The organism is Rhodococcus sp. 5G237, from assembly GCF_053764735.1.
In genome coordinates, this window is sequence record NZ_JBSNCD010000004.1 from 134,592 (window position 1) to 161,113 (window position 26,522).

General features: G+C 67.6%; 24 protein-coding genes, 1 tRNA gene and 1 pseudogene. 10 read left to right on the top strand and 16 right to left on the bottom strand.

The window, feature by feature from the left end:
• Positions 1 to 7 precede the first annotated feature (7 nt).
• Together ACWPOC_RS10040 and ACWPOC_RS10045 are read left to right on the top strand one after the other, a co-directional pair.
• The gene (locus tag ACWPOC_RS10040) at positions 8 to 1,555 is read left to right on the top strand and encodes a flippase (RefSeq protein WP_455408549.1); all 1,548 of its coding nucleotides are present in this window, start codon (positions 8 to 10) and stop codon (positions 1,553 to 1,555) included.
• 82 nt (positions 1,556 to 1,637) lie between these two features.
• The gene (locus ACWPOC_RS10045; protein WP_455408550.1) at positions 1,638 to 2,672 is read left to right on the top strand and encodes a GH39 family glycosyl hydrolase; all 1,035 of its coding nucleotides are present in this window, start codon (positions 1,638 to 1,640) and stop codon (positions 2,670 to 2,672) included.
• Here ACWPOC_RS10045 and ACWPOC_RS10050 read toward each other — a convergent pair whose 3' ends face one another.
• Positions 2,673 to 3,755, bottom strand: a complete 1,083-nt coding sequence (locus ACWPOC_RS10050) for a GNAT family N-acetyltransferase (RefSeq protein WP_455408551.1) — start codon at positions 3,753 to 3,755, stop codon at positions 2,673 to 2,675.
• 165 nt (positions 3,756 to 3,920) lie between these two features.
• Here ACWPOC_RS10050 and ACWPOC_RS10055 point away from each other — a divergent pair, with 165 nt between their 5' ends.
• Positions 3,921 to 5,042 (top strand): GH39 family glycosyl hydrolase, encoded by a 1,122-nt coding sequence (locus ACWPOC_RS10055; protein ID WP_455408552.1) that lies wholly within the window; start codon positions 3,921 to 3,923, stop codon positions 5,040 to 5,042.
• Positions 5,043 to 5,058: 16 nt separating this feature from the next.
• Here the strand turns inward: ACWPOC_RS10055 and ACWPOC_RS10060 are convergent.
• The 8 genes and pseudogenes from ACWPOC_RS10060 to ACWPOC_RS10095 form a co-directional block, all read right to left on the bottom strand.
• Positions 5,059 to 6,257 (bottom strand): annotated as a pseudogene (locus tag ACWPOC_RS10060) (MalY/PatB family protein).
• 43 nt (positions 6,258 to 6,300) lie between these two features.
• Positions 6,301 to 6,948 (bottom strand): phosphate signaling complex PhoU family protein, encoded by a 648-nt coding sequence (locus tag ACWPOC_RS10065; RefSeq protein WP_455408553.1) that lies wholly within the window; start codon positions 6,946 to 6,948, stop codon positions 6,301 to 6,303.
• 73 nt (positions 6,949 to 7,021) lie between these two features.
• Positions 7,022 to 7,180 (bottom strand): hypothetical protein, encoded by a 159-nt coding sequence (locus tag ACWPOC_RS10070; protein WP_159417534.1) that lies wholly within the window; start codon positions 7,178 to 7,180, stop codon positions 7,022 to 7,024.
• A 118-nt stretch (positions 7,181 to 7,298) separates the two neighbouring features.
• Complete coding sequence (locus tag ACWPOC_RS10075) at positions 7,299 to 8,834, bottom strand: hypothetical protein (protein ID WP_455408554.1); 1,536 nt, start codon at positions 8,832 to 8,834, stop codon at positions 7,299 to 7,301.
• Positions 8,835 to 9,046: 212 nt separating this feature from the next.
• The gene (locus ACWPOC_RS10080; RefSeq protein ID WP_120280335.1) at positions 9,047 to 9,703 is read right to left on the bottom strand and encodes a hypothetical protein; all 657 of its coding nucleotides are present in this window, start codon (positions 9,701 to 9,703) and stop codon (positions 9,047 to 9,049) included.
• Between the two features lie 108 nt (positions 9,704 to 9,811).
• A complete protein-coding gene (locus tag ACWPOC_RS10085) occupies positions 9,812 to 10,138 on the bottom strand; it encodes a SelT/SelW/SelH family protein (protein WP_120280336.1) in 327 nt (108 codons plus the stop codon).
• A 206-nt stretch (positions 10,139 to 10,344) separates the two neighbouring features.
• Positions 10,345 to 10,506: a hypothetical protein gene (locus ACWPOC_RS10090; RefSeq protein ID WP_016696211.1), complete on the bottom strand. Its 162-nt coding sequence runs from the start codon at positions 10,504 to 10,506 to the stop codon at positions 10,345 to 10,347.
• Positions 10,507 to 10,589: 83 nt separating this feature from the next.
• A complete protein-coding gene (locus ACWPOC_RS10095; RefSeq protein ID WP_120280337.1) occupies positions 10,590 to 11,705 on the bottom strand; it encodes a glycosyltransferase family 4 protein in 1,116 nt (371 codons plus the stop codon).
• Positions 11,706 to 11,882: 177 nt separating this feature from the next.
• On the opposite strand from ACWPOC_RS10095, the gene ACWPOC_RS10100 reads away from it, so the two are divergent.
• The 4 genes from ACWPOC_RS10100 to ACWPOC_RS10115 are packed head-to-tail and all read left to right on the top strand — an operon-like array spanning position 11,883 to position 18,467.
• Positions 11,883 to 13,874: a hypothetical protein gene (locus ACWPOC_RS10100; protein ID WP_455408555.1), complete on the top strand. Its 1,992-nt coding sequence runs from the start codon at positions 11,883 to 11,885 to the stop codon at positions 13,872 to 13,874.
• Between the two features lie 5 nt (positions 13,875 to 13,879).
• On the top strand, positions 13,880 to 15,364 hold the full coding sequence (locus ACWPOC_RS10105; RefSeq protein ID WP_455408556.1) for an archaeosortase/exosortase family protein: 1,485 nt from the start codon (positions 13,880 to 13,882) through the stop codon (positions 15,362 to 15,364).
• Positions 15,349 to 16,824 (top strand): glycosyltransferase, encoded by a 1,476-nt coding sequence (locus ACWPOC_RS10110; protein WP_455408557.1) that lies wholly within the window; start codon positions 15,349 to 15,351, stop codon positions 16,822 to 16,824. Before ACWPOC_RS10105 ends, ACWPOC_RS10110 begins: the two co-directional genes overlap by 16 nt.
• Positions 16,821 to 18,467, top strand: a complete 1,647-nt coding sequence (locus ACWPOC_RS10115; RefSeq protein ID WP_455408558.1) for an ArnT family glycosyltransferase — start codon at positions 16,821 to 16,823, stop codon at positions 18,465 to 18,467. The genes ACWPOC_RS10110 and ACWPOC_RS10115 overlap by 4 nt, the downstream gene beginning before the upstream one ends.
• On the opposite strand, the gene ACWPOC_RS10120 is transcribed toward ACWPOC_RS10115, so the two are convergent.
• The 4 genes from ACWPOC_RS10120 to ACWPOC_RS10135 form a co-directional block, all read right to left on the bottom strand.
• A complete protein-coding gene (locus ACWPOC_RS10120; RefSeq protein ID WP_455408559.1) occupies positions 18,459 to 19,523 on the bottom strand; it encodes a beta-mannosidase in 1,065 nt (354 codons plus the stop codon). The genes ACWPOC_RS10115 and ACWPOC_RS10120 overlap by 9 nt on opposite strands.
• 56 nt (positions 19,524 to 19,579) lie before the next feature.
• Positions 19,580 to 20,308 (bottom strand): DUF5995 family protein, encoded by a 729-nt coding sequence (locus tag ACWPOC_RS10125; RefSeq protein WP_455408560.1) that lies wholly within the window; start codon positions 20,306 to 20,308, stop codon positions 19,580 to 19,582.
• Positions 20,309 to 20,386: 78 nt separating this feature from the next.
• Positions 20,387 to 20,977, bottom strand: a complete 591-nt coding sequence (dcd, locus tag ACWPOC_RS10130; RefSeq protein WP_016696219.1) for a dCTP deaminase — start codon at positions 20,975 to 20,977, stop codon at positions 20,387 to 20,389.
• A 34-nt stretch (positions 20,978 to 21,011) separates the two neighbouring features.
• A complete protein-coding gene (locus ACWPOC_RS10135; protein ID WP_120280344.1) occupies positions 21,012 to 21,647 on the bottom strand; it encodes a TetR/AcrR family transcriptional regulator in 636 nt (211 codons plus the stop codon).
• Between the two features lie 109 nt (positions 21,648 to 21,756).
• Here ACWPOC_RS10135 and ACWPOC_RS10140 point away from each other — a divergent pair, with 109 nt between their 5' ends.
• The 3 genes from ACWPOC_RS10140 to ACWPOC_RS10150 all read left to right on the top strand — a co-directional run bounded on the left by ACWPOC_RS10140 (position 21,757) and on the right by ACWPOC_RS10150 (position 23,047).
• Positions 21,757 to 22,581, top strand: coding sequence for an oxygenase MpaB family protein (locus ACWPOC_RS10140; RefSeq protein WP_026061909.1), 825 nt, complete (start codon positions 21,757 to 21,759; stop codon positions 22,579 to 22,581).
• Between the two features lie 87 nt (positions 22,582 to 22,668).
• Positions 22,669 to 22,739: transfer RNA gene (locus ACWPOC_RS10145), tRNA-Gly, on the top strand.
• Between the two features lie 173 nt (positions 22,740 to 22,912).
• Positions 22,913 to 23,047, top strand: coding sequence for a hypothetical protein (locus ACWPOC_RS10150; protein WP_263869916.1), 135 nt, complete (start codon positions 22,913 to 22,915; stop codon positions 23,045 to 23,047).
• A 112-nt stretch (positions 23,048 to 23,159) separates the two neighbouring features.
• Here the strand turns inward: ACWPOC_RS10150 and ACWPOC_RS10155 are convergent, their stop codons facing one another.
• From ACWPOC_RS10155 to ahpF, 3 genes are all read right to left on the bottom strand, one after another.
• Positions 23,160 to 23,648 (bottom strand): gluconokinase, encoded by a 489-nt coding sequence (locus tag ACWPOC_RS10155; RefSeq protein ID WP_455408561.1) that lies wholly within the window; start codon positions 23,646 to 23,648, stop codon positions 23,160 to 23,162.
• A 69-nt stretch (positions 23,649 to 23,717) separates the two neighbouring features.
• Positions 23,718 to 24,593 (bottom strand): hypothetical protein, encoded by an 876-nt coding sequence (locus ACWPOC_RS10160; RefSeq protein ID WP_120280345.1) that lies wholly within the window; start codon positions 24,591 to 24,593, stop codon positions 23,718 to 23,720.
• Positions 24,594 to 24,799: 206 nt separating this feature from the next.
• Positions 24,800 to 26,395, bottom strand: coding sequence for an alkyl hydroperoxide reductase subunit F (gene ahpF / locus ACWPOC_RS10165; RefSeq protein WP_455408562.1), 1,596 nt, complete (start codon positions 26,393 to 26,395; stop codon positions 24,800 to 24,802).
• Positions 26,396 to 26,522 lie beyond the last annotated feature (127 nt).

Consider the following 26,522-nt stretch of genomic DNA (forward strand, 5'->3'; position numbering starts at 1 on the left):
CCGTCGCGTGGGTAGACATTCGCTGGCCGACCGGATGGCCGAAACCGTCGTGATGGAGCGGATCGTCGCGGCGCACGACCCCGGTGGCACCCTCCACGAACCGCAGACCCCCGAACTCGACGGGCGGGCCGCGCGACGCAACACCGTCGTGATGCTCGGCAGCCGGCTGGCCGTCGCCTCGATGGGCTGGGCCGGTTCGATGATCGTCGCCCGCGCACTGGCACCGGACGACTTCGGCAAGTTCTCCTTCGTCTTCGGGCTACTCGGGTTGCTGTCCGTCGTTACCGATCTCGGCGTGGGCCGAGTGGTGCTCGCCAAGCTCGTCGAATGCAATCCGTGGGAGGTCTCCTACGTCACCACCGCGTTCATTGCATTGCGCGGTGTACTCGGTCTGCTCGGGTACGCGCTGGCCGTCGGGTACGTGGTGCTGCTCGGATACTCGTCCGATGTCGTCTGGGCGACGGTGATCGCGGGTCTCGTCGTGGTGATCGCGACGCCCAACAACGCCCTGTCGGTGATGTATCAGAGTCGCCTGCGCATGGCGTCGGTCGCGATCGCCGAGACCTTCGGCCAGCTCGCGCAGCTGATCGCGACCATCGCCGCGGTGCTGTGGAATCCCGTGCTGCTCGTGCTCGTCGTGCCGGCCGTGATCAACGAGGTCGTCGGCGCAGGCATCCTCGTGCGCGGCGTGCGAGCGGGCAAGGCCGGACCCTTGCCCGCCGCACGTGCCCAGTTGTGGCGGTGGCGCGAGATGCTCGTCGAGGCGATCCCCCTCAGCATCGGTTTCGCTCTGCTCACCCTGCTGTCGAAGATCGACGTGCTGATGCTCGGGCGGATGGACACCTTCGACTCGGTAGGTCTCTACACCGTCGGATACAAGTTCGCCGACCTGCTGTCGATGGTGTCGTCGACCGTCGTGGGCCCGGTGACCACGCTGCTGGTCGCCACCTGGCCCGCGCAGAGCAACCAGTTCCGGCAGCGCACGCGGGAAGCGGCGATGCTCCTCGCGGTGCTGGGCGCGACCGCCACCGCGGCCTTCTGGTCGGCGGCGGACGGCGTGCTGTCCCTCCTCTACGGCGAGCGATTCGCCGAGGCGGCCGGCGCCTCGCGCATGCTGGTGCTCGGCAGCGCTCTGTCGATGCTCACCGAACTCGGGCTCATGGTGCTCATCGCGACCGGACGCCACCGTGTCTACCCGTGGGTGGCACTGGCTGCGCTCGCCGGGAACATCGGTGCGAACCTCGTCCTCATCCCCCGCATGTCGTTCGACGGGGCGGCGCTGGCGACGGTGCTCACCGAGGCCGCGATGCTCGTCGCGATCTGGATCGTGGTGATCCGGAGCGTCCGGATCAGGGGCCTGTTCCCCTTCACCCAGACCATGGCGATCGCGATGCTGGGTGTTGCGGTGGCCGTGTGGATGTCGCTCTTCGCGGAACGCTACGATCTTCCCTGGCCCGTCACCGCTGCTCTCTCGGCTGTCTGTGTTCTGGCCGGAACCCATGTCCTTCCCATCACCGGCGGGCTCGGCCTCGCCGGTCTCGTCAAGTCCCGTTGAGGTTGCAGTGTCCCTTTCGCGGTCGATGCCGCGTCGCGTGTCGCGGTCCATGCCGCTCCGCGCCGTTCTCACCCTTGTCGGTGTGTTCGCTCTGTCGTGTACCCAGAGCACCGAGCCACGCGACTGCCGAACCGATCTGACCGCCGACAGTCTCGGGGTCGCGACGGGAGCCGGCCTCGACTCCCTCGACTCCGCCGACCTCGACGCGTACATGTCGACGGTCGCCGACAGCGGCGCCGGCTGGATCCGGTTCGACATGGACTGGTCGATCATCGAACCTGCGCGCGGCCGCTTCGACTGGAGGGGCACCGACCGGGTCGTCGCCGCGGCCGACGCACACGACCTGCAGGTGCTGGGCCTGCTCACTCACACTCCGCGCTGGGCGCGGACGTCGGAGGCCGACCCCGGTGATCCGCACGGGATGCCCGCCGACCCCGGCGAATTCGGTCGCTTCGCAGGCGACGTCGCCGATCGCTACTCCGACAGCGTCACGCACTGGGAGATCTGGAACGAGCCGAACCTGACGGCTTTCTTCACCCCGCAACCCGATGTCGGCGCGTACGCCGACCTGCTCGTGGCGGCGTCGGACGCGATCCGCAACGTCGACCCCGGGGCGGTGGTGATCACCGGCGGCCTGTCCCCCGGCACCGACAACGGATCGGACATCGCCCCGACGACCTTCCTCACCGAGTTGTACGACGAGGGCGTGTCGTCGGCTTTCGACGTCGTGGGGATGCATCCCTACAGTTATCCCGCTCTGCCGTCCGACGCGTCGACGTCCGAGTGGAACTCCTTCTACCGCATGCGCGAGATGCGCACCGTCATGGTCGAGCGGGGGGATTCCGACAAGCCGATCTGGGCAACGGAGTTCGGGGCGCCGACGGGCACGGACACCGACGCGGTCGGGCCCACGGAACAGGCCGACATCCTGCGCGACGGGATCACCGAGCAGCGCGCGTTGGGATTCGTCGACAAGCTGTTCGTCTACAGTCTCCTCGACCGGGGCACCGAGGTGGCCGATCGCGAACAGAACTTCGGGGTCCTCGCGCACGACGGGGCACCCAAACCGGCCTGGGACGTGCTGCGCACGGCCGCGGTCACTCCGGGTTGCCTCTGATCAGCAGCGACTCGAGGTGAGGGCGTCGCGCGCCGCCAGGCGCAGGGGACGGACGAGGTCGGCTCCGAGATCTGCGGCGCGGAGGGTCCACCTATGGTGCGGTCGCGAGGTGGGGACGGCGACGATCCGCCCGACCCGGTATTCACCGTTCGCCCACTGCTCCTTGAATTCCGTCGTGCCGAGGAGGTAGTCGAAGCGGTCGATGCCCAGTTCGTCGTGCCGGTCGGCGAGGTGGCGCTGCAGCAATTGTCCGGGCTGGTAGCGGCGCACCTCGGGATGGAAGCGGCTCAACCACATCTCGGCCGTGGTTCCGGTGCGGAACATGATCTCGTGGGCCATCCACCGGTCGCCGATGAGCAGGCCCACGACGAGCAAACGGCCGGCGCGGGCTTCGGCGTCGAGCAGCGGCCGAGTGAACGCGGCGAACGGCGGCGCACAGAAGTTGTCGCGTCCGCGGTGTTCGTCGGCGGCCGCGGCAACCGCAGTGATGTCGTGCCATCTCTGCGCGAGATGGTCCGGATCGCACACCACTTCGACGGAGGCCGGTGTGCCCTCCCGTTCCAGCGATCGTTCGAGCCGGGACAGCGTCTTCAGTGTGCGTCGTCCACGCAACGATTCGGCGCCGTCACCGGTGGCGACATCGACGGTCAGGCACCGTTCGGTTCCGGCGATGTCGACGCTCCATCGAGGCGAGGCCTGCAGCATCTCCACCAGAGGGTCGGTGAGATCGACGTGGTCGAGTTGCAGTGCCATGTTCCGGTCGGCGATGCCGCCGAGCAGGTCGGCAAGCGCGGCGTCGTCGGTCGCGAGGAAGGTTCCTATCGTGGCGAGACCGTGGGCCGGGAGCCGTAGCGCGGTGACCCCGAGCCGGGTGCGGGTATGCAGGGGCGCGAGTCCGACGAGACGCCCGCCGCGCCGGACGGTGCACACGGCCGATCGGCCGCGTCCCATCCGATTCCAGGCCAGTGCGTAGGAGGGGCGGGTCGCGACGCGTCGCCCCGTCTCCTGTGCGAGGTCGTCCCATTCCGCGGAGAGCCGAACGGCCGACGCCTCGTCGTGGATCTCGAAACTCATGGTGCGCATGCACCGGAACCTTCGGTCCACAAATCCCGCATCTTCCGGCCTCCTGCTCGTTAGAGTGAATTCGCGGCGTCGGTCTGCCGCTCGCTCCACCGAAAAAATCGCAGGTCGGCGGCGCGGCGTTACGACCGATGCCGGAATTGTCGGGATTCTACTCCAGGAGAATCGATGGGTCGTCTCGCACGCGCCGCACTGGTCACCGCCCTCTCGTGCTCCCTCGCAGCACTCGCGGCGTGCGCCCCACCGACCCAACCGCCTCCACCGACGACCTGCACGACCGACGACATCGGAATCGCCGCCGGCGCACCGCTGATGTACCTGCCGGACTCCGAACTCGACCGCGAACTCGACGCGATCCGCGCGGTCGGCGCCCGGTGGCTGCGGGTGGACATCGACTGGTCGGTGATCGAACCGAACCGCGGGCAACAGAACTGGTCGGTGCCCGATCGCGTGGTGGATCGCGCTCGGGTACGCGGACTGGAGGTGGTCGGCGTCATCGCGTACACCCCGGTTTGGGCACGCGTCGCAGGTGGCGGCGACACGCACGGATATCCCGCCGACCCGGCGGCCTTCGCCGGCTTCGCTCGGCAGGCGGCACAGCGCTATTCGACCCGTGTGACCCACTGGGAGATCTGGAACGAACCGAATCTGACGAACTTCTTCCGTCCCCGTCCCGATGTCGGCAGGTACGTCGAGTTGCTCGCCGCGGCCGCTCCGGCCGTCAAGTCCGTGCAGCCGAATGCCCGGATCCTCAACGGCGGACTCGCACCGGCGGTGGACAACGGATCCGACATCTCCCCCGTCACCTTCGTGCAGCAGCTCTACGCGCGCGGGGCGCACCAGTACTTCGACATCCTCTCGGTGCACCCCTACAGCTATCCGGCGCTGCCGTCCGATGCGAGCACGCAGAGCTGGAACACCTTCTACCGCATGCGTCTGATGCGCGACACCATGGTGCAGTACGGCGACGCCGCGACACCGGTGTGGGCCACCGAGTTCGGTGCTCCCACCGGAACCGCCGCGAACGCGGTGAGCACGCAACGACAGGCCGACATCATCGCCGACGGCATCGCGGAGGCCCGCCGACTCGGCTGGGTGCAGAAGGTGTTCGTCTACTCGATGCGCGACCGCGGGACGAACCGCGCCGACGTCGAGCAGAACTTCGGATTGCTCTACCAGAACTTCTCGACCAAACCCTCACGCGCCGTGGTCGCTTCGGCCGCTTCGGGTTGTGCGGCCGCGAACGACACACTCGAATCCACGAACACGCCGGCCGACCCGGTGTGGTGAATGGATGTAGTGACGGTCAGGCGCCGAGCGCGTCGGTGACGCCGTCGAGGATCCGATCGAGGATCGGCCCCGACGTCGCGAAGTTGATGCGCAGGAAGTTGCGTGCCTCCGACCCGAATCGCACCCCACCGTCGGCGAGGACGCGTCCCCGATCGCGGACGGCCGACACCGGATCGTCGATGCCGAGCGGCCCGGTGTTCAACCAGGTCAGGTAGGTGCCCTGCGGCAGGTGATGCCGCAGGGCCGGGATCCGTTCGCGCAGAACCTCGTCCACCCGTCGGCGATTCCGGTCGAGGACCTGCAGCAGGTCGCGCTGCCACGCGTCGCCCTCGCGCCACGCGGCGAGCGTCGCGACGACTCCCGGAACCGAGACCGTCCCGTACAGGTCGAACGGTTCCGCGTCCCGGCGCTTCAGCAGGGTCTCGGAACCGTAGTGCACCACCGCGCACCGCATCCCTGCGAGGTTGAACGCTTTGCTGGCCGAGGTCAGTGTCACCGTGCGGGCAGCGGCCTCCGGCCCGAGCGAGGCGAACGGGATGTGCCGGTGCGGTTCGTAGATCAGCTCGGCATGGATCTCGTCGCTGACGACGAGCATGTCGAACCGTTCGGCGAGATCGGCGATCCGTTCGAGTTCCTCTCGCGTGAGCACCCGACCGGTGGGATTGTGCGGGTTGACGAGCACCAGCACCCGCGGACGACGCCGCGCCACCAACGACTCGAACGCATCGAAGTCGAGCACCCACCCGTCGCCTCGATCGACGAACGGAAAGTCGATCTGTTGCAGACCCATCCGTCGCAGCGACGCGAGGAACGGTGGGTAGTTGGGCGTCTGGATCGCCACCGCATCGCCGCGCGTGGTGCTCAGGTGCAGCACGAGCTGCAATGCCTGGATGAGATCCGTCTGCTCGCGGACCGCACCGGGATCGGGTTCCCAGCCGTAGCGCGTGCGCATGCGTTGCGCGAACTCCTCGCGCAGCGGCGTGCCGTGGAACCAGTCGGGATAGCCGAGATCGTTGCGGTCGACCAACTCGTGCAGCGCACGCGCGATCGGAGGTGCGACCGGGAAATCCATGTCGGCGACCCATGCGGGGCCAGCCCGTCGGCTGCCGCTCGTGCCCATTTGGCACCGGACCGCGCCGACAGGACGTCGAAGTCGAGGTCGTCGAACGCGGGCACCCCAGGACCGCCGACCGAGAGGCGCTCGTCGCTGGTCATGTGGATGAGAATCGCACGGTTCGCGGCGCTCCGCGCGCCGAAGTCAGGCGGCCGGTCGCTGGCCCGTGACGAAGAAGATCAACCGATCCGCGACGTCGACGGCCTGGTCGCCGAACCGCCCGTAGAAACGCGCGAGCAGGGCGGTGTCGACCGCGGTCCGGATGTCGCCGTCCCATTCGGGGCTCTCGAGCAGGGAGAGCAGTCGCGAGTGCACCACATCGAGTTCGGTCTCGATGGCGTGCGTGCCCTTGATCGTCTCGAGGTCGAAGTCCGTGAACGCGTCGCGCAGGATCGCGACGATCTGCGCCGCGAGATCGGCCATCCGGCGAAGATCGTCGCGCAGGAGATCGGACACCAGCGACTCGGGATGGCGACGCCGTACAACGCGCGCGATGTGCAGGCTCAGTTCGCCCATCCTGGTGAGATCGCTCGTGATACGAACCGCGGAGAACACCAACCGCAGGTCGGCGGCCACGGGCCCCTGCAGGGCGAGGATCCGCACCGCCCGCTCGGAACAGTCGGTGTCGAGTTCGGCGATCCGCGCGTCGAGATCGAGGGCGGCCTGGGCTGCGTCGAGATCGGTGTCGAACAGGGCGCGAGTGGCCAGGTCGAGCCCTTCGGCGGCAACCGCTGCAAGCTCACCGAGGCGTCCGACCAGGTCGTCGAGCTGTCCTCGGAACAACTCCCTCATGTCTCGCTCCCTCCGTCGCCCGGTTCACGGCACGTGTACCCGGCTGATCCTCGTTGCAGTCCTCGGAAGGAGCCTAACGACGCGCGTCGACGACGCTCTCTACGGCGACGTCCTCGGAGGACGATACAGAGCTCGCGCTGTCGTCCATGCGGGCGAGATGAGCCTTGATCCATTCGGTGCTTCCCGGCGTCGCGGTGCTGTGCTGCGGGGTGCCGGCAATGCAGATAGACAAATTGTTTCCCTCATCGTGACGCCGATGTGCTCGGCTGCGCAGGCCACACCCATCCCCTGGAGTGACCGCCATCACTATAGCTTGTCGGCGCGAAGCTTCAACTCGGGCAAGAACCCGATCAGTAGCGCGACGTCTCCCGAGGTTCGCCGTAACCGTTCTGCTCGGAGTAACCGTGCCCGTCCCGGTGGCCCGGGCGGTCGGCGTATCCGTAGTCGTATCCCTCGTCGTAGCGGTACTGCTGATAGGACCGATCCTCGGGCGGGACGAACAGCGACTCGGGCTGTGAAGACACCGGTGGCGTCGACACCGGCTGTGACGACACCGGTTGCGGGGCCCGATGACGGTCGTCGGGCACCGGGCGCGGTGCCGGCGCCGCGGGTACGGGTGCCGGCTGGGGTGTGGCAGCCGGGCTCGCAGGCGCCGGAGGTTCGGGAGTCGTCTCCACGGCCGTCTCGCGACGACGGGCCGGAAGGACGGGCACCAACTCGCGCCCGGCACCGAGCACGACGAGCCGAGTGGGCACCTCGATCTCGGCCAGAGCACGAAGTGTGTCCTCAGCCTGCGCTCGCTCCTCGGCACCGGCCTGCAGCACGATCACGGCGAGCGCGAGTCCCTCGGTGTTCGCCCTGGTCCACCACTGCTCCCCGATACCGCAGCACACGATCCGGTCGCGGGCATCGCCGAACGAGTCGGTCTCCACGGTCACGCCCTCCCCGCTCAGGAGGAGGATGTGGTCGCCGAGCGAGGCGCGCTGCTGCAGCATGACGATCGTGTCGAGCGGAAGTGCCTCCCGGTCGTCGCGCTCGACCTGCACGGCCGCCCGGTGTCGACGCGCGACCCGCCGTGCCCAGGCCGGACTGTTCGATGCTCCGAAGCGTCCGTTCAGCGCGACCAGCAACTCCGCGACGAGGACGAACACGGCGAGGAACGCGACCGCAGCCTCGGCACGCGGCATCGGGGACACCTTCGTCCCGGTACCGGCGGGCATCGACAGCACCTGGAGGTATTCGAGGCTCGCGCCCGAGCGTGCCTGCCGGAGCTGCTCGAGCCGCGCATCGAGTTCGGCCTGCACCACCGGATCGGCTGCGCTCTCCTCGTCGGCCGCGATACTCGCGGCGAGGTCGGCACGCAGACCGGCGACGACGGCGTCCAGTTCGGCGATGCGCGCGTCGAGGGCGACGCGATTGCGTTCGGTCTGCGCGCGGTCGAGCTGCGTGACGATCGTCTGCGCGAGCCGGTCGGCATCGACCTGCGAGTCGTCGCGGGCGGTCACGGTGAGCAGAGTGGGCGACGAGCCGTAGCCGACGTCGATCCTCGACGGCAGCTTCGCGGGATCCTCGTTCGTCTCGGTTGCGATTGCGGCCACGACCGCCGAGTCCTGCGACAGCGCGACGTACGGGGCGATGAGCTGCCCGAGGGTCGCGTCGTTGCCGGACACCGAGGACGACGAACGGATTTCCGCGACGAGCGACGATTCGTACACCCCGGGACCGCTGTCGCGGACGAAGAAGACCGCGATCGCGGCGAGCGCGGCGACGAGCGCGGCGGGCACGGCCACGCGGGCGAGATCGCGGGCATGCCCCACGAGATCGACGGTGGGAGGAACACCGAGCTCACGACGCAGTTCGGCGTCGCGGATGCTTCGTTCGGACACGATGCACAGGCCTTTCGCTGTCGCCCCGGGGAGTGGGCATGTCGCCAGTGTGTCGCGACGAATCGGGCAAATGTTACCGATCCGTACGTCAGTTGCCGAGCAGCCGGCGCGGGCGGGACCACATCTACAGCGTCGGTGCAGAAACGGCATCGACGGCACCCGCTGGAGGTGCCGCCGATGCCGTTACGTGCAGATCGGAGTGTGGACTCCGATCAGAGGTAGGCGCCGATCAGATCGCGCAGGAACTTGATCACGAACTGGAGCGGGTCGACCGGCTCCGGCTGCGACTGGGGGGCCGGCGGAACATTATCGGCCTGGGGCGCGGCCTCGCCCTGCGGTGCGGGCGCGGCCTCGGCCTGCGGCGCGGACTGTGCCTGCGGAGCCGACTCGCCCTGCGGTGCGGACTCGCCGCCGCCGACCGTCACGGAGATGCCACCGGTGAAGGGGCGACCGGACGCGTCGAAGATGTTCTCGTACTGCGCACCCGAGGCGTCCTGGCAGCCCCAGAAGACGTTGTAGGTGCCGTCGGTGATCGACTCCGGGCCGGCCTGCGAGGGTGCGCCGTCCTTGATGTACAGCGCGCTCGAGGTGCTCGTGTTGGTCACCGAGAAGCTCGTGCCGGCGGGCTGCGCGTCGATGCGGCCCGACGGATCGGCCGTGTCGACGGTGCCCGGCTTCAGGACGTAGGTGACGCAGGTGACGCCGCGGTCGACGTCGGCGCGCGTCAGATCGAAGTCGACGACGATGGCGCCGTTCTCCGCCTTCGCCGAGACGCTCGGACCCGCAGCGGACGAGACGCCCGGAACGACCAGTGCCAGCAGTGCGGCACCGGAGGCCGCGACTGCAGCCTTCTTCGCAACAGAATTCATCGATTTTCCTCCCCGTATTTCGATGTCGGCGACCACTTTCGTGAGCGGCACGCCGTCGACCGTGCCCGACGCGCGTAGAACGCGGGCACATATGCGAGAACGTTACCGCTAGATGTCGTTGCTGTCGCGACGAGGTGGGGCATCGGCCCGGGCGGCCCGATCCACATGCCCGAGATCACGATCCGGCTCCACGAGATCACGGACCCGCTGCTTGAGCGCGGCGATTTCGGGAAAACCCTTGTCCTCCTTGCGGTCCCACACGACCGTGTCGTCTACGACGATACGGAACACCCCACCGGTCCCGGGAACGAGCGCGACCTCGCCGAGCGCGGGACCGAAAGTGTTCAGCAGTTCCTGCGCCATCCAACCGGCGCGCAGCAGCCATTTGCACTGCGTGCAGTAGGTGATCGCGACACGGGGAGCCTGCTCGGTCATGAGCGACAGGATATCTCCGCCGGAAATAGGTGAAGCCCCGGCAATCGTGGTGGTGGATCGGCCGGGGCTTCTGCACGGACCGGTGATGGGGGGTAACCGACCCGTGCGGCCGTCCTCACATGGGGGGACAGGAGGACGACGCGGAACCGAGTCTAGACACGAGAAATTGTTACTCGCGAGTATCGCGCAGGCGGACGTCCGGCGTGTCAGGAAGCGACGGGAGGATTCGCAGAATCACGCTGTTCCCGCTGCATCTCGACGAGTTGTTCCTCCCTCTCGGAGACGAACAGGAACCGACCGACCGCGAGCGCGCCGAGAGCCGAGAGGCCCAGCCACGCCGCCAGCGCCGATGCGATCCACACCCACATGGCTCACAGTGTGCGCGAATCCGCCGCGAACACCAAACATCGGAGATCACAACATGGTTGCAAAAGCAATACTCGAGGACTCCTCACAATGTGACGCCCGTCTCCCACAAGGCGTTCACCATCGCGGGCACTGTCGTCTCGAGGTCGTGATGCTCCTCTACCCGGCGGCGCGCGGTGACGACGAGTTCGTTCCGCAGGTCGGGATCGGATATCAGTCGCTGCAACGCCACTGCCATGGCCTTCGCATCACCGGGTGGAACGAGCACTCCCGCACCGTCGGCCAAGTGCTCGGCGGTCCCTCCGTGATCGGTACCGACGACGGGCACACCGTGCGCCATCGCCTCGAGAGCGACCAGCGGCCCCGCCTCGGGTGAGGTGCTCGCCGAGACCATCACGTCCCAGACCGCGAAGACCTCGGCGGGATCGACGCGACCCAGGAACGACACTCGTCCGCGCAGGTCGGGGGCGTCTGCGCGACGCCGCAACTCGGCGAGGAAGGCTTCGTCGCCGGGGAACGGCTCCCCCGCCACGTCGAGGTGGGTGCCGGGCACCTCGGCCACCGCCTCGAGAAGGACGCGGTGCCCCTTCCACTCCGTCACCGACGCGAGGATGCCCACCCGCGCGGTCGAGCCCGCAGGAGATGCCGGCCTGGACGGAGGGGGCGGCGGGATCGGAACCCCGTGCGGTGCGACGACCACCGGATATCCGCATTCACGCACCGGGACCGCCGAGGCCCGCGAGACGGCGACCGCTCCCCCCACGGCTCCCCTGCCCATCCGGGCGACGATGCGTTGCTTCCGGGAGGACAGAGTGTCGTGCACCAGCCACCTGGCACGTTCCCGATGGGACGTGCCGAGTACCGCGAGTCGCAGGGAAGGCAACGCGAACAACGAGTTGCACACGATCCGAGGCCGCTCCGCGGCGAGCACGCAACGGAGTCTGCACGCTCCCACCAGCCACCGCACCGAAAGGCCTGCCAGTCCCGCGATCCGCCCGACTCCCGTCTGTCCCCACATGCCCAGCCGCGGTAACCGGACATGGATGCACCCGGCCGGAAGGGATTCGGCGAGCGGTCCGTCGGGACATGCCACGACGACCCGACGACCCTGTGCGAGGGCGACGCTGACGAGCATCAGCATGACCTTCTCGGCACCCGACCGCTCACCGGTGTGCCCGACGAACAACAACGAACGACTCACGGCGCAACAACCGTCCGATCGCTCGCCGGTTCCGCCACGGGACCTCCTGTTTCACCCGATTCATGGTCGTCGGCTGAAATCGATGCCGCGCCTGTTTTTGTTACAACAGCACAACGTCACATCGAATTCTCGCCGCGTCTGCAATATTCTCGTGACCCGACGCAATACGCTGTTCGGGTGACATCCCACCGAACCGGTCGCCGTTCCCGACGCAGCCTGATGCTGGCCCTTGCCGTCTCGATGACGTTGTGCGCGAACCCGATTACCGCTGCAGCGCAGGAGCCCGAGCCGACAGGAGCGACCGGTCCGAACGAGGTGACCTTCCCGACCCGCAATCTCGGCCTCGGCCCGGACATCGAATTCCGTGGCAATTCCGATATCGTCACGCTCACGGTTCCCGTCCCCGACGGTAATACTCCCGCTTTCCTGGACACCACCGCCCAGTTGCCCACGAATATCGCGCGCGGATCGATCGACGTCACCTCGGACGGACGCTTGCTCACCCGGGTGGAACTGCCGGCCGGTGGCGACATCGTGCCCCTGTCGATTCCACTCGCCGGCGCGAAGGTGGAGAACGACGCCGCGGTGATCTCGCTGGATCTGAGCCTGAGCGCCGTCGACAACATCTGCCCCCAGGACTGGACCCTCGGTTCGGTGCGGTTGCGCGACGGTGTGGTCCGGTACGCTGGCACCCCCACGCTCCCGTCCGTGGTCGCCGACTTTCTGCCACCCGTCCTCGAACGACTCGAGCTGTATCTGACGGAAGGACCGACGGACGCCGAGTCGACCGTCGCCCTGGATCTCGCCGCCGACGTGACCGCGCGCTATTCCGGACGTCAGGTGCCGGTGGACGTACGTGAACTGCCACCGAACGGCATTCCCCCGGCCGCCGACGGTCCGTTCGTCCGGCAGATCGTCGTCCGTGAAGGCGAGGAGACGGGAGTCGAGGTCGTGCCGGTGCCCGACGGGCCTCCCGCCCTGTACGTCCGAGGCGACGCCCAGACCCTCCTCGACCAGGGAGGCCTGGTGAACAGCATCCTGTCCGGTATTGCCGTCGGTTCCGACGTCGCCGTCGGCACCTTCGACGTCCCGCCCATCCTCGCTCCGGACTCGACCACCCTGTACGACCTACGAGTATCCGACCTCGAGACGAGCGGTCTCGGCCTCGCCGACGTACACCTGTTCCTCGACCAGGCCGAGTTCGGCCGCCCCGTCCGGGATGTCGCCATCGATCTGAAGGGCTCCTACACCCCCCTTCCCGCCGACCAGGGTGGGCTGATCACCGTCTCGGCCGGTGACGTCCAACTCGACGCGTGGGCAGCCGACGCGAGCGGCGTCATCGACCGCGTGGTCACGGTGCCGAACTCCTCCCTGGGGCGTCTCACCGACGTCACCGTCGCGCTCCGCACGACCGGTTCCCAGGAGCAGTGCGGTCTCCAGCAGCCCGTCACCCTCAGCATCGACGGCAACAGTCGCGTGTCGAGCACCGTCGCCGACCCGCCCGTTCCCGTCGGCTTCCCGTCGCTGCCCCAGACTCTGATGCCACAGCTGAACGTCGCCACCGCGGGTCGCACGCTCGTCGACGTCGGACGTGCCGTCGAACTCGTCGCCGGGCTCCAGTCGCTCACCACGCGCCCGCTGGATCCGACCTGGGTGTCGATCGACGACGCGCTCGCCTCGTCGGCGCCCGCGCTGGTCGTGGCGGCGAACGGCGTCATCCCCGAGCGACTGCAGTCGGAGTTGCCGCTCGTCCGCACCGAGGACCGCCGGTTCGAGGTCCGCAACGCCACCGGCGAGAACACCAGCCTCACTTTCGGCACCGAGGTGGACTTCGCCTCCCTGCAGGTCGTGCGCGACGACGGACGCACCGTGCTGGTCGCCACGTCCACCGACGTCCCCGAGGAACTCGATCGGACGATCGACTGGCTCTCCGCCGAGCCCGGCCGCTGGTTCGAACTCGAGGGCAGCGTGCTGTTCACCGCACCCGACCGCGATCCGGTCGCCCTCATCGATCCCCGGACCGAGGACGACGACGACGTCGACGCGGCGTCGCCGGGAACGAACAGCGCGGTGACCGTGGTGGTCGTCGCGGGTGTCGTCCTGCTCGTCGTCGGCGCGGCGGGCGCCGTGGTGTGGGCGCGCCCCCGCCGCCGCCCCCAGTCACGGTGAACGCCATGACCGCGACAGTGGAGCAACCGTCGTTCACCGAACGGTTCTTCACGAGCGCGCTGCGGCATACCACCCGCCGGTGGATCGTGATCGTCGCCGCGACGCTGATCGGCTTCCACTCCACCTGGCTGCAACTGATCGGAGAGATCCGCGCGGGCACCACCGGCGGTTACGTGCTGATCGTGCCGCCGCTGGTCGCGGTGGTCGCGATCGGCGTCACGCGCAGGCGCAGGAACGAACTGCCCATCCACGACCGGCAGACCGACATCATCACGTCGGTGCTCCTGCTGCTGATCGCGCTGGCGATCAAAGGCTTGCTGATGCCGAGATACGCGACGAACTACCAAGTGATGCACCTCGACGTGCTCGCCGCGTGGGTGTTCGTGTGCGGTGCGTGTGTCGCGATGTTCGGCCTGCGGGTGACCGCGGCGTACTGGGAAGCGTGGATGATGCTCTTCCTGAGCTCACCTGTCGTGTACCGCATGGTGCTCATCGAGTTCGGTGGCACGAAACTCGCCGCAGGACAGATCACCCTCGTGCTCGCCGCATCGGCGATCGGACTCGCCACGCGCCGCACCCGGGCCCGCGGATTCTTCTACGGCTCCGCGACATTCGTGACCGGTCTGATGGTGCTCGTCCTGGTCGATCAGCGGTGGCCGGACGCACCCATCGCCGTGTCGCAGTACGTGCCGGCGGTGGTCGCGACGGTGGTCGTCGGGGCCGGTGCCTATCTGTGGACCTACCGCGGGCTCGCGCCACGCACGCTGCCACCGAATCCGGTGTCGGTTCCCCAGGCCGTGCGCGGAGCGATGTGCGTCGCGGTGGCCGCCCTGCTCGCCGCACTCCTGCCGCTTCCCGACCAGCGCCTGACGCCGGTCTCGGTCGGGCCTCCTTACTCGGGCACCGCCACCCAGGTCGTCCCATCCGGATGGGTGCAGTTGTCGTCCGTCGACTACGACTGGCCCCGCGCATACTTCCGTCAGGGATCGGTGCTGCGCCGGCAGATGCTCCGGGCGGAGGAACCGAACCCGGAGTGGGATCGGCTGCTGCGTCCCCGCACCGTCGCCGTGCAGACCCTGCAGGTGCGTCGTGTCGGTTCGTTCGCGGTGTACCCCACCGAATCGATGTACGCACTGGGCAAATCACGGGTGAGCCCGAAGGAATATGTCGATCTGGGTCGCGGCGTCACCGCCGAGTACTTCACCGTCGTCGACGACAACCTGCTCCTGACGTGGAGCCTGCTCAGCTTCGTGTGGACCCGCAGCGACACCGTCGCCCAGCGGGTGAGCCTGCTGACGGTGGACAACCACGAACTCGATGCGCCGTTCCCACAGCCCGAGCCGAACACTGTCGCCAACGCACGCACTCTGATGCGAGTGTTGCTGCGCGGCAACGGCACCGTCGAGGACACCGATCCCGAGTACAAGGACCGTTCCATGCTCATCGACGTGGGTCGCGAACTCGTGGAGGCGCAATGGCAGGCCGAGTGAACGTCGGCTCGGGACACGATGTTCCGCCCGAAGACACCGTCGAGTTCGACGCCTACCGGACCGCGGCCCTGCACGAAGCGGTGCACGGACTGCGCGAACGCAGCCCCGTCTCGTCGGCGTCGGTCGCGTTCGTGCCGTGGCAGAAGTATCTCGGATTCGCGCTCGCCGGGGCCTTCGTTGCCTCGCTCGTCGTAGCGACGAAACCTACCCTGATCGTCTTCACCGTGCTGTGCACCTTCGGGTACATCGCGACCCTCGCCGACCGGCTGCTGCTGTTCACCCGCGGCATGGCGCGCGACGCGCAGTTCATCGTCGACGACGAGGAAGCGCTCGCCCTCACCGACGACCGGTTGCCGCCGTACACGGTGCTCGTCCCCGCTTACAACGAACCCGAGGTGGTCGGCGATCTGCTCGCTGCGATGGCCGCGCTCGACTATCCGGCCGACAAGCTCCAGGTGCTGTTGCTGCTCGAGGAGGACGACACCGTCACCATCGAGGCCGCGGAGAAGGCCGGGCTCGGCGAGAGCGTCGAGATCCTGCTCGTCCCGGCCGCCGACCCACGGACCAAACCGAAGGCGTGCAATTACGGACTGCACTTCACGACGGGCGAGATCGTGACGATCTTCGACGCCGAGGACCTCCCCGAACCCTTGCAGCTGCGCCGCGTGGTCGTCGTCTTCGACCGCCTCGGCGACGACGTGGCGTGCGTGCAGGCGAAGCTGGCCTTCCACAACGGAACCCAGAACCTGCTGACCGGCTGGTTCACCGCCGACTACGCACTGTGGTTCAACTTCATCCTCCCCGGACTGATGAAGTCGCACTCACCGATCCCACTGGGAGGCACGTCGAACCACATCCGCCGGTCGGTCTTCGACGAGATCGGCGCGTGGGATCCGTACAACGTCACCGAGGACGCCGACCTCGGCGTCCGGATCGCCGAATCCGGCTACTCCACCGCGGTTCTCGACTCGACCACGCTCGAGGAGGCGAACAGCGATCCGATCAACTGGGTGCGGCAGCGATCCCGGTGGTACAAGGGTTATCTGCAGACCTGGCTGGTCCACATGCGCCGGCCCGTCCGACTGTGGCGGGTCATCGGCACCGTAGGAATGCTGCGGTTCACCACCCTGCTCGCGGGCACACCGATCATCGCGTGCCTGAACATGGTGTTCTGGATGACGACGCTGTCGTGGCTGCTCGGACAGGCGGATCTCATCGAGGAGATCTTCCCGTGGTACGCCTACTTCCCCGCGTTGATCTCGCTCGTGTTCGGCAACGTCGCCGTGATGTACATGAATTTCGTCGCGTGTCGCGAGACGGGGCACGCGAACCTGTGGTGGCCGTGCCTGACCGTGCCGTTCTACTGGGTGCTCATGTCGATCGCGGCGATCAAGGGCACCTATCAGCTCATCCGTAATCCTTCCTACTGGGAGAAGACCTTCCACGGGTTGTCGTCGTGAGGGCCCGCAGCACGTGGGTGTTCTGGACCGCCTGCTCGATCTATCTCGTGGTAGGACTGTGGCTCGCGCTGGACGTGCAGTACTACCAGGGCGATTCGCTCAGCCGCGTGAGCGCCGCGCGGACGGTGCTCCTCAGTCGCGACCCGCACCTCGCCGCCATCGGCTTCGTGTTCACGCCGCTCACCGCGCTCGTCCAGGTACCCCTCCAGGGACTGTCGGCGTGGTTTCCCGCACTGTCCGCCTATGCCGTCACGGCGGTGCTCATGTCGGCGCCGTTCATGGCCGGTGCGGCGGTGCAGATCCACCGGGTCGCGTGCGATCGTGGATGCTCGCCTTGGTTCGTGTGGACGGTGACGGCGGTGTTCGCCCTGAACCCGATGATCGTCTACTACGGCGCGAACGGGATGAGTGAGGCGCCGTTCCTGTTCGCATTGTGCTGGGCCGCGCGTCGTCTGATCCGCTGGTGCAGCACCGACGACATCCACGACCTCGCGCTGACCGGAATCGCCCTGGCGCTGGGGTATCTCGCGCGGTACGACGCGCTGGCCGTCGGAGGGGCGGTGACGGTCTTCGTCGCGCTGCTCGTCCGGTACCGGTCGCGTCGCTACGCTCCCGGCTCGGGATGGCAACCGGCGATCATGGATGCGATCCTCGTCGCCGCTCCCCTCGCCCTGGCCTTCGTCGCGTTCGTCGTGACGAGCTGGCTCGTCACCGGTGAATGGCTCGCGCAGTTCACCTCGGCCTACGGCAACGCTGCCATCCTCGAGCAGAGCGGTGGCGGGTCGTCGGGCGGGCTCGGTGCGATCGCCTTCTCGCTCGCCGAGACCGTCGTGCTCGGACCGGCGCTACCACTGCTGATCCCGGTCGTGGCGGTGCTCGCGTGGCGGCGACGAGATCTCGAACCGCTCGTGCCGTTCGTCGTCTTCGGCGCGGTCCTGGGATTCGCCGCGCTGTCCTATGCGCGCGGGATGACCTTTCCGTTCCTGCGCTTCTACATCTGCGCGATCCCGCTGCTCGCGGTGTGGGTCGTGCAGCTGGCACCGCGACGCGGACTGCTCACGGCACGACGTCCCGGACCGCACGCCGTTCCGAGGACGGAGGACCGTAGCGGCGCGGCACCGTTGGGTGCGGTGCTCCTGGTGTGCAGTCTGCCCGTCACGTTCGTCGCGATGGGCTCGCCCACCCTGTCGCAGGAACAGCACGCGCTGCGCACGGTCCTGTTCCCGGACAACGACGATCCGTCCGAGGTGCGTGAGCAGCAGCGACGGGTGATCGCGGCGTTCTCCACCGAACGACGCATCGCCGAATATCTCGACGCGATGGACCTGCCGCCGGGCTCGGTGCTGATGGACACGGTCTACGGGTTCGCGATCTTCTCGGCCACCGAACGCCCCGAGACGTTCGTCATCCCTTCGGACTCCGACTTCACCGCGGTACTCAACCGTCCCTCCGTCTCCGGGGTCGAGTACATCCTGACCGTCCCCAACGAGGGCCGGGGAACCTCGGACGCCGTCAACCGCCGCTACCCCACCATCTACGAGACCGGCAGCGACATCGCGGTGCTCGAGCTCGAGATTCCCAACGACGGTGCCGACCAACCCGATTGGCGGCTGTTCCGGGTACTCGACCGTGCTTCAGCCTGAGCGGTGGTGGCGCCGTAGGACGTAGTGGACCGGGTCGTCCGGGCCGATGTCGTACGTGCATTCGTCCGTACGTGGATCGGGGACGAACGACCACATCAGTGCGCCGTCGGCCCCGAGTTCGCGGTACTGCGTGAGCGTGCGGTCGACGATGTCGGCACGCTCGTTCACCTCACGGCACGAGCCGGCCCGGACACCGAGTTCGGCGACGAGCATCGGCTTCGGCAACCCGTCGAGTCGCTGTTCGAGGAAGCGCGCGTCGTCGTAGTCGTGGTACTGCACCACATCGAGTTGCTCGGCGCCGGTGACGGTCGTGAAATCGTCGCCGGTCGAACCGCACTGGTCGCCTCCGATGGTGCCCACGGTGACGAGCCGGTCCGGGTCGTGCTCACGGACGATGCCGGCCGCGTCGTCGATCCAATCGCGGAGCAGCCGGGCACCGCCGGGCAGGCACTCGCGTCGTTCGAGGGTGCACTCGTCGTCGGTGCAGGTCGCGGTCTCGGGTTCGCCGATCAACTCCCACATCGCAACCACCGACGACGACCCCCACCGTTCGACGGCCGTCGCGACCCAGTCGTCGTAGGCGAGCACATGGCCCGGCAGCGGGTCGCGCCAACCGGTGTCGTACCAGTCCGCCGGCTTGTATCCGCCCGCGTCGCAATCGCTGTCCTGCGGGGCGAGAACCGGGATCAGGTACACCCTGTGCCGCTCGGCGGCGTCGAAGACGGCATCGAGCGCGGTGAAGTCGAGCGTGCCGCCGATCCGGTGCACAGCGTGGGACTGGAAGGCGTCGAAACGCACGACCGAGCGCGGTGCCAGTGCGCCGAAGAACTCGTCGAGATCCACCTCGGCACCGCATCCGTGGTTGACCTCCCAGCGGGTGCCGAGCTGGTAGGCGTTGAGACCGGCGGGCCACCACGGCCGGTCGTCGAGAACGAAACGGTCGCCGTCGGCGCGGACCATCGGGAGATCCTCGGGAGGCGAGGGGCGCGACGAAGTGTCCTGCGCACAGGCCGCGAGCAGGAGGAGCAAAATGGTGGCGACCGCAGCGACGCGCACGTCCAGAGATTAACCGCCACGGAGCCGTGTACGCAGGCACCCGGGACATCGGGTCGTCAGAGGTTGTCGAGCGTCCGGATGATCCGGCGCATGTCCTTGCTCTCGGTGTTGTGGACGAGGCCGACGAGGGCCGCCGTCAACGGGTCGGGGCGTGCGATGACCCTGCCGAGCACGGCGACGTTCCGGTCGAGGACGTCTATCGCGGCGGGGCGCAGGTTCGCATCCATCTGCGACAGCATCTCGGCCCACACCCATGCGGTCTCCCGCGCGCGGTCGAAGGCGAAGTCGAGGACCGGATGCACCGCGCCGACCGGTTCGAGGATCTTGATCAGGGGCGAGAACGACTCGATGGCGTCGCGCACCTTCGGCATCACCCCCGCGATGATGTCGTTGATCTTGTCGTAGTCGGTGCGGAAGGCGTCCAGTTCGTCACCCGACAGGTTCTCACCCACGACGACGGCGAGATCGAGATTGATGTGCGCGTTGATCCCCAGCAGCAGGTGTTGCAGCACGATCAACCGGTCGCGCTTCGCAGCGTCGAACGCGATCTGCCACGCTCTGGTCGGTGCGGTCGCTTCGTAGGCTTCGAAATAGCGGTTCGCGAACAGGGTGTCGATGCGGTTCATGCGATCCTTGTCCGCGAAGACGCCGGCCTTCACCGCCAAGGTCATCTGCCGATAGACGGCCGCGAAGCATCCCCGCGGATCACCGCGCTTCGCGGTCTCGTCGACGATGCCGTCGAGGATCCCGAGCACCTCGTCGAGGTCATTCGCATGCAGCGCCACGGTCCCCTCCTCCGTGCGGATGAGGATCATTGTGGACCCGCAGCTGCCGTCCCGGAAAGCATCGCGGGACGGGAAGAACTAACTGGGACGCGCGTCGGGGTGCTTGTGCACGAAGTTCAGGTACGCCTTCGACGGCGTGGGCCCGCGCTGGCCCTGGTACTTGGACCCGACCTTCGCGCTGCCGTAGGGGTGCTCGGCGGGGCTCGTCAGCCGGAACAGGCACAGCTGACCGATCTTCATGCCCGGCCACAGCGTGATCGGCAGGTTCGCGACGTTGGACAGCTCGAGGGTGATGTGCCCGTCGAAGCCCGGGTCGATGAACCCGGCCGTCGAGTGCGTGAGCAGACCGAGCCGGCCCAGCGACGACTTGCCTTCGAGGCGACCGGCGAGATCGGCCGGCAGGGTGCACCGCTCCATCGTCGACCCGAGCACGAACTCGCCGGGATGCAGCACGAACGGCTCACCCTCGGGCACCTGCACCAGCGACGTCAGTTCGTCCTGCTGCTTCGCCGGGTCGATGTGCGTGTAGCGCGTGTTGTTGAAGACGCGGAACAGGCTGTCGAGTTTGACGTCGACACTCGAGGGCTGCACGAGCTCCGGATCGAACGGGTCGATGCCCAGATGCCCGGAGGCGATCTGAGCGCGGATGTCGCGATCGGAGAGCAGCACGAGTAGAGGTTAACAATCTCCCCGTCGTGGGTTTCTACGTGGCCGAGTCGCGCCGCAGTTGGGCCGACATCGTGAGCAGCAGTTCGGTGCACTCCTCGACGACGTCGTCGTGACTCAGCGGCACGGTGCCGTCGAGCCAGGCCGTCAACGCCTGGGCGAGTCCGCCGACGACGTAGTGCGCCGCGAGATCGAGCCGGGGGCTCGGGGTGATGGCGTAGATGTTCTCGGCCTGAGCGGTGACCAGACCGGCGAACATGCGGGTCGAGTCGAGGCGCCGTTTCGCGAGCTGCGTGTTGGCCTGGCTGACGGAGAACAGCATGCGGCCGAGCCGCGGGTCCTCGTCGATCTCGCGGACGATGTTCTCGACGCAGGCCCGCACGATCGCGCGGTCGTCGTCGGCGGGTGCCGAGGTCACAGCGGCGAGCGTGCTCTCGGCGATGCGCTGGACGACGTGGTCGTAGACGGCACCCGTGAGCTCGTCACGGTCGGCGAAGCTCTCGTAGAAGTAGCGCGATGCCAGACCGGCGCGCTTGCAGACACCGCGCACCGACAGCGTGGCTTCCCCGTCGGCAGCTCCGAGGAGATCGAGACCGGCCTCGATCAGCTGCGCTCGCCGATCGGCCTGTCGTTCCTCGCCTGCGCGTCCACCGTAGAGCCGTCCAGTTGCCATGCCCCTATCTTCGCAGCGTCCGGTCTCCGTTCCGCGCAACCTCCGGTCTTTACCGTCGGCGCACATCTGAGTACAGTCGTGGTCACTTCGAACGATGGAGGGAATTCCGATGACGACGACCGTCGACAAGCCCGTCGGCCTGGACGACACGATGGACGGGCTCGGCCTGGCCGCCGGAGCAGCGAACATCATCATGCAGCTGTCGTGGCCCGGCGTCGGCTACGGCGTCTACGAATCCCGCGTGGAGTCGGGACGGCTGTTCGACCACCCGATCAAGCGCACCCGCACCACCCTCACCTACCTGGCCGTCGCAGCGCGGGGCACCGACGACGAGAAGCGCTTGTTCCGTCGCGGCGTCAACAAGGCGCACGCGCAGGTCCGTTCCACCGAGTCGAGCCCGGTCGAGTACAACGCGATGGATCCGGAACTGCAACTGTGGGTGGCGTCGTGCATCTACCGCGGATTCGAGGACGTGCACCGCGCGCTGTACGGGCCGATCCCCGACGACGCGATCGAGTACTTCTATCAGAACGGCGCGACCTTCGGTACGACGCTGCAGGTGCCGCAGCACATGTGGCCGAAGGACCGGGCGGCGTTCGAGCAGTACTGGGAGGACAACCTTCACAAGGTGAAGATCGACGACACGATCCGCGAGCACCTGCTGTCGATCGCCCGGATCGAGTTCCTGCCCCAGCCCGTCCCGGCCCTGTTCGGCAAGCTCAATCTCTTCTTCACCGCCGGCTTCCTGCCGCAGCTGTTCCGCGAGCAGATGCTGCTGCCGTGGACGCCGCGCGACCAGCGTCGCTTCGACCGCGTCATGCGAGCTCTGGGTGTGGTGAACAAGAGGCTGCCGGTCGCGGTGCGGGAGCTGCCCTACCGCGTGCTGCTGGCCGACATGCGGTGGCGGATCCGGACGGGCCGATCCCTGGTCTAGGGGTCCCGCGATCGACCCGGAGAGTCTGCTACAGTTTGCTCCGAAAGCTCGGGCCGGAGTCGGTGAGAATCGGCAAAAGCCCAGCGTGCCGATGTAGTTCAATGGTAGAACATCAGCTTCCCAAGCTGAATACGCGGGTTCGATTCCCGTCATCGGCTCCCACACGAAGGCCCCGACACGCGGTCGGGGCCTTCTTCGTTGTGGGGCGGGTCCGAGCCCGTCGTTCCTGCCGCAGGACGCTCCCGGCGCCGACTCGTGCGCGGATCACGACCGACCTTCCCGTACTGTGGGGGAATCGGGACCGTTCAGGTCCCCAATTGAGGGTGGCAACATGGCCGACAAATCGCCTCGCAGTTCGATGTCCAAGAAGTCCGGCAAGTCGCTGAAGGAAAAGCGCGCCGAGAAGAAGACCAGGACCAGCATCAAGGCCGAGGCTGAGATCGTCGCGAACGTCAGGAAGCGCTGATCTTTCTGAAGATGAAGGCCTCGACCGCACGGTCGGGGCCTTCGTCGTATCGAGTCTGTCGTTGTTGTCGATTTTCTCGCGTTCTTCGACAACAACACCTACCTCGACAGTCCTACCGGCGGCCTTCGAGGTACGAGCGGGCGGTGTCGAGGAGTTCGGGGAGCGAGCGGGTCGCGTCCAGGGTGACGCCGTCTTCGTCGGGTCCCAGCGGCTCGAGCGTCTCGAACTGGGAAGCCACCAGCGACTCGGAGAAGAAGTGGCCGCCGCGTCCGCGAACCCTGGACCGCACGACGTCGACGGGCACATCCAGATGGAGGAAGACGGCCGGGGTGCCGGCACGCAGGATGTCGCGGTAGGACCGCTTCAGTGCCGAGCACGCGACCACCGGGGTCTCGACGCTGTCGGCAGCGGCCGCGGCGACCGCACGCAACCACGGCTCACGATCCTCGTCGTCGAGCGCGCGCCCCGAGCGCATCTTCTCGATCGACGCGTCGCTGTGGTAATCGTCCGCCTCGATGAAGGCGCCGCCGATCGCGTCCGCGAGTTGCTTCGCGAAAGTCGTTTTGCCACATCCACTGACGCCCATCACCACAACAGCCATGCCACATCGTAACTTCGGGGAGGTTGTGGTCGCTCTCGTCGAAATTCCCGACCACGACCTCCCCGAAGTTCACTCGAGGTACGACGCGTAATCGGCGTAGGGCACCTGACCAGTGGGGCTCGCCTTGATGGCCTCGGCAACCTCCGGCGGGATGGGAGCCCAGTAGGCCGGCATCGCAGCCGCGAGGGAAGGACTCACGGCGTAGATGAGAGCGAAGTTCACGATCCACAGCGGCGGCGCCATCGACATGCCGACGGTCGAGACGACGTCGCCCTTCGTGTTGGTGACCAGCTGCGCGGCGCCGGACATCTGTTGCGCCGCAAAACCGAAGGCCGCCTCGATCGGGTACGCCGACCGGTACAGCGCCACCAGTGTGTCCGTTGCGTCGTTGTTGCGCAGCCAGGTGTCGACGTACCCGCCGGGCGCGATGAGCGTGTTGATCTGCCGTGTCGGCGCCGACGCGTTGGCCGGGCTCTGCAGTATGCCGTCGGGCGTCACGTAGAGGCCGTAACTACCGAGGACCGACGGGGTGGAGACACCGTTCACGTCGGAGTACAAGGGGCGGCCGGTCGTGTTGACGAGGATGTCGATGGAGCTCTGGATGATCTCGGCCGCCTCCTTGCTTCCGCCCACTCCCCCGCCGGTGGTGAAGTCGCGGGCCTGCTGCTCGGACAACGCATCCGACGGACGCAGCCCGATCTGCCGGGCGATGTCCTCGGCCCACTCCTGGCCGAGCGGGGCGTGCAACCGGGACGGGTCGGTGACCTGCGTCGGCGCCAGATGCTCGTAACCCGGTGCGCCGGAGAACGGGAGCGAGAAGCCGGTGACGTCGTCCGCAGATGCCGCGGGATTGACCCACAGGGCGAGCAACCCCATGAGCGCCACCACCGTGGCGGCTCTCCCTCCGCGTCTGTGCCGTCGGTCGGACTTCCGTGTGCTGCGCATAGGTCGACCTCCTGGGACACCGTCGCGATGGGGACACACGTGCGTATTTCAGTGAAACGCCGGGGTAAAGAGTGCGTCAATGCCCGCGCGGGGTGAATTGGGGGAGGATGTGGACGGTTTTCGCGAGATTCTCGGCAACGACCGCCCCCGACAAAGCAGCGTGGCCGCCACCCGGAAGGGTGACGGCCACGGGGCTGCAGTGACGCCTAGACGGTCGCAGCGACCGCTTCCTCGGCCTGGGCCGGGGCGCTCGTGCGGATGAGGTGGTCGAACGCGCCGAGCGCGGCAGTCGCACCCGCACCTGCGGAGACGATGATCTGCTTGTACGGGACGGTCGTGCAGTCGCCGGCAGCGAACACGCCGGGCACCGAGGTGCGGCCGTGGTCGTCGACGACGATCTCGCCGCGCGGGCTGAGTTCGACCGTGCCGGAGAGCCACTCGGTGTTCGGCAGCAGGCCGATCTGGACGAACACGCCGTCCAGCTCGAGGGTGCGCGACTCGTCGGTGGTGCGGTCGGTGTAGGTCAGGCCGGTGACCTTCGAACCGTCGCCGAGGACCTCGGTGGTGAGGGCGCTGACGATGATGTCGACGTTGGGCAGGCTGCGGAGCTTGCGCTGCAGCACCTCGTCGGCGCGCAGGACCGAGTCGAACTCGATGAGGGTCACGTGGGCGACGACGCCGGCGAGGTCGATCGCGGCCTCGACACCGGAGTTACCGCCACCGATGACCGCGACGCGCTTGCCCTTGAACAGCGGGCCGTCGCAGTGCGGGCAGTAGGTGACGCCCTTGTTGCGGTACTCCTGCTCGCCCGGCACGTTCATCGCGCGCCAGCGGGCACCGGTCGCGAGAACGACGCTGCGCGAAAGCAACCGGGCGCCGTTCTCGAGCTCGACCTCGACGAGACCACCCTCGGTGGGGGCCGGGGTGAGCTTCGAGGCCTTCTGGACGTTCATGATGTCGACGTCGTACTGGCGCACGTGGTTCTCGAGCTCGGCGGCGAACTTCGGGCCCTCCGTGTAGGGGACGGAGGAGAAGTTCTCGATGGCCATGGTGTCGAGCACCTGGCCGCCGAAGCGCTCGGCGAGAACGCCGGTGCGGATTCCCTTGCGGGAAGCGTAGATCGCGGCGGTCGCGCCGGCGGGGCCGCCACCGACGACGAGGACGTCGAAGGGATCCTTCTCGCTGATCGCGGCGGCGGTGCGCTCGGCGGAGCCGCTGTCGAGCTTGCCGACGATCTGCTCGAGGTTCATGCGTCCGGAGCCGAACAGCTCACCGTTGAGGAAGACGGTCGGCACTGCCATGACCTGGCGTGCATCGACCTCGTCCTGGAAGAGCGAGCCTTCGATCGCGGTGTGCTTGATGCGCGAGTTGGTCACGCACATCACGTTCAGGGCCTGCACCACGTCGGGGCAGTTCTGGCACGACAGCGAGAAGTAGGTCTCGAAGTGGAAGTCGCCCTCGAGGTCGCGCACCTGCTCGAGCAGTTCCACGGCCTCCTTCGAGGGGTGGCCGCCGACCTGCAGCAGGGCGAGCACGAGAGAGGTGAACTCGTGGCCGAGCGGGATGCCCGCGAACTCGACCGCGATGTCGGTGCCGACCCGGCGGATCAGGAAGGAGGGGCGACGGGTGGCTTCACCGTCGCGCACATGGGTGACCAGATCGGACATGCCGGCGATCTGATCGAGGAGGTCGGCGAGTTCCCTCGACTTCGGCCGGTCGTCGAGGGCCGACACGAGCTCGATCGGCTGGGTGACCTTTTCGAGAAGGGACTTCAACTGGGCGGCAAGGGAGGCGTCGAGCATGAGGATTCACTCCAGAGGTGGAAGAACTGTGACCGGAAGAGATGGGAGTCGGCGAACTTCTCAGCTCGAGCCGAGCGGACCCGGACGGTGCCCGGTGGCACGGGACGTTCGATCCCGTGCCACCGGA

Excerpts from the sequence above, each read along its gene's own strand:
- ACWPOC_RS10050 (WP_455408551.1), bottom strand. The coding sequence starts at position 3,755 with ATGCGCACCATGAGTTTCGAGATCCACGACGAGGCGTCGGCCGTTCGG.
- ACWPOC_RS10055 (WP_455408552.1), top strand. The coding sequence starts at position 3,921 with ATGGGTCGTCTCGCACGCGCCGCACTGGTCACCGCCCTCTCGTGCTCC.
- ACWPOC_RS10065 (WP_455408553.1), bottom strand. The coding sequence starts at position 6,948 with ATGAGGGAGTTGTTCCGAGGACAGCTCGACGACCTGGTCGGACGCCTC.
- ACWPOC_RS10080 (WP_120280335.1), bottom strand. The coding sequence starts at position 9,703 with ATGAATTCTGTTGCGAAGAAGGCTGCAGTCGCGGCCTCCGGTGCCGCA.
- ACWPOC_RS10085 (WP_120280336.1), bottom strand. The coding sequence starts at position 10,138 with ATGACCGAGCAGGCTCCCCGTGTCGCGATCACCTACTGCACGCAGTGC.
- ACWPOC_RS10090 (WP_016696211.1), bottom strand. The coding sequence starts at position 10,506 with ATGTGGGTGTGGATCGCATCGGCGCTGGCGGCGTGGCTGGGCCTCTCG.
- ACWPOC_RS10105 (WP_455408556.1), top strand. The coding sequence starts at position 13,880 with ATGACCGCGACAGTGGAGCAACCGTCGTTCACCGAACGGTTCTTCACG.
- ACWPOC_RS10110 (WP_455408557.1), top strand. The coding sequence starts at position 15,349 with ATGGCAGGCCGAGTGAACGTCGGCTCGGGACACGATGTTCCGCCCGAA.
- ACWPOC_RS10135 (WP_120280344.1), bottom strand. The coding sequence starts at position 21,647 with ATGGCAACTGGACGGCTCTACGGTGGACGCGCAGGCGAGGAACGACAG.
- ACWPOC_RS10140 (WP_026061909.1), top strand. The coding sequence starts at position 21,757 with ATGACGACGACCGTCGACAAGCCCGTCGGCCTGGACGACACGATGGAC.
- ACWPOC_RS10150 (WP_263869916.1), top strand. The coding sequence starts at position 22,913 with ATGGCCGACAAATCGCCTCGCAGTTCGATGTCCAAGAAGTCCGGCAAG.
- ACWPOC_RS10155 (WP_455408561.1), bottom strand. The coding sequence starts at position 23,648 with ATGGCTGTTGTGGTGATGGGCGTCAGTGGATGTGGCAAAACGACTTTC.
- ACWPOC_RS10160 (WP_120280345.1), bottom strand. The coding sequence starts at position 24,593 with ATGCGCAGCACACGGAAGTCCGACCGACGGCACAGACGCGGAGGGAGA.
- ahpF (WP_455408562.1), bottom strand. The coding sequence starts at position 26,395 with ATGCTCGACGCCTCCCTTGCCGCCCAGTTGAAGTCCCTTCTCGAAAAG.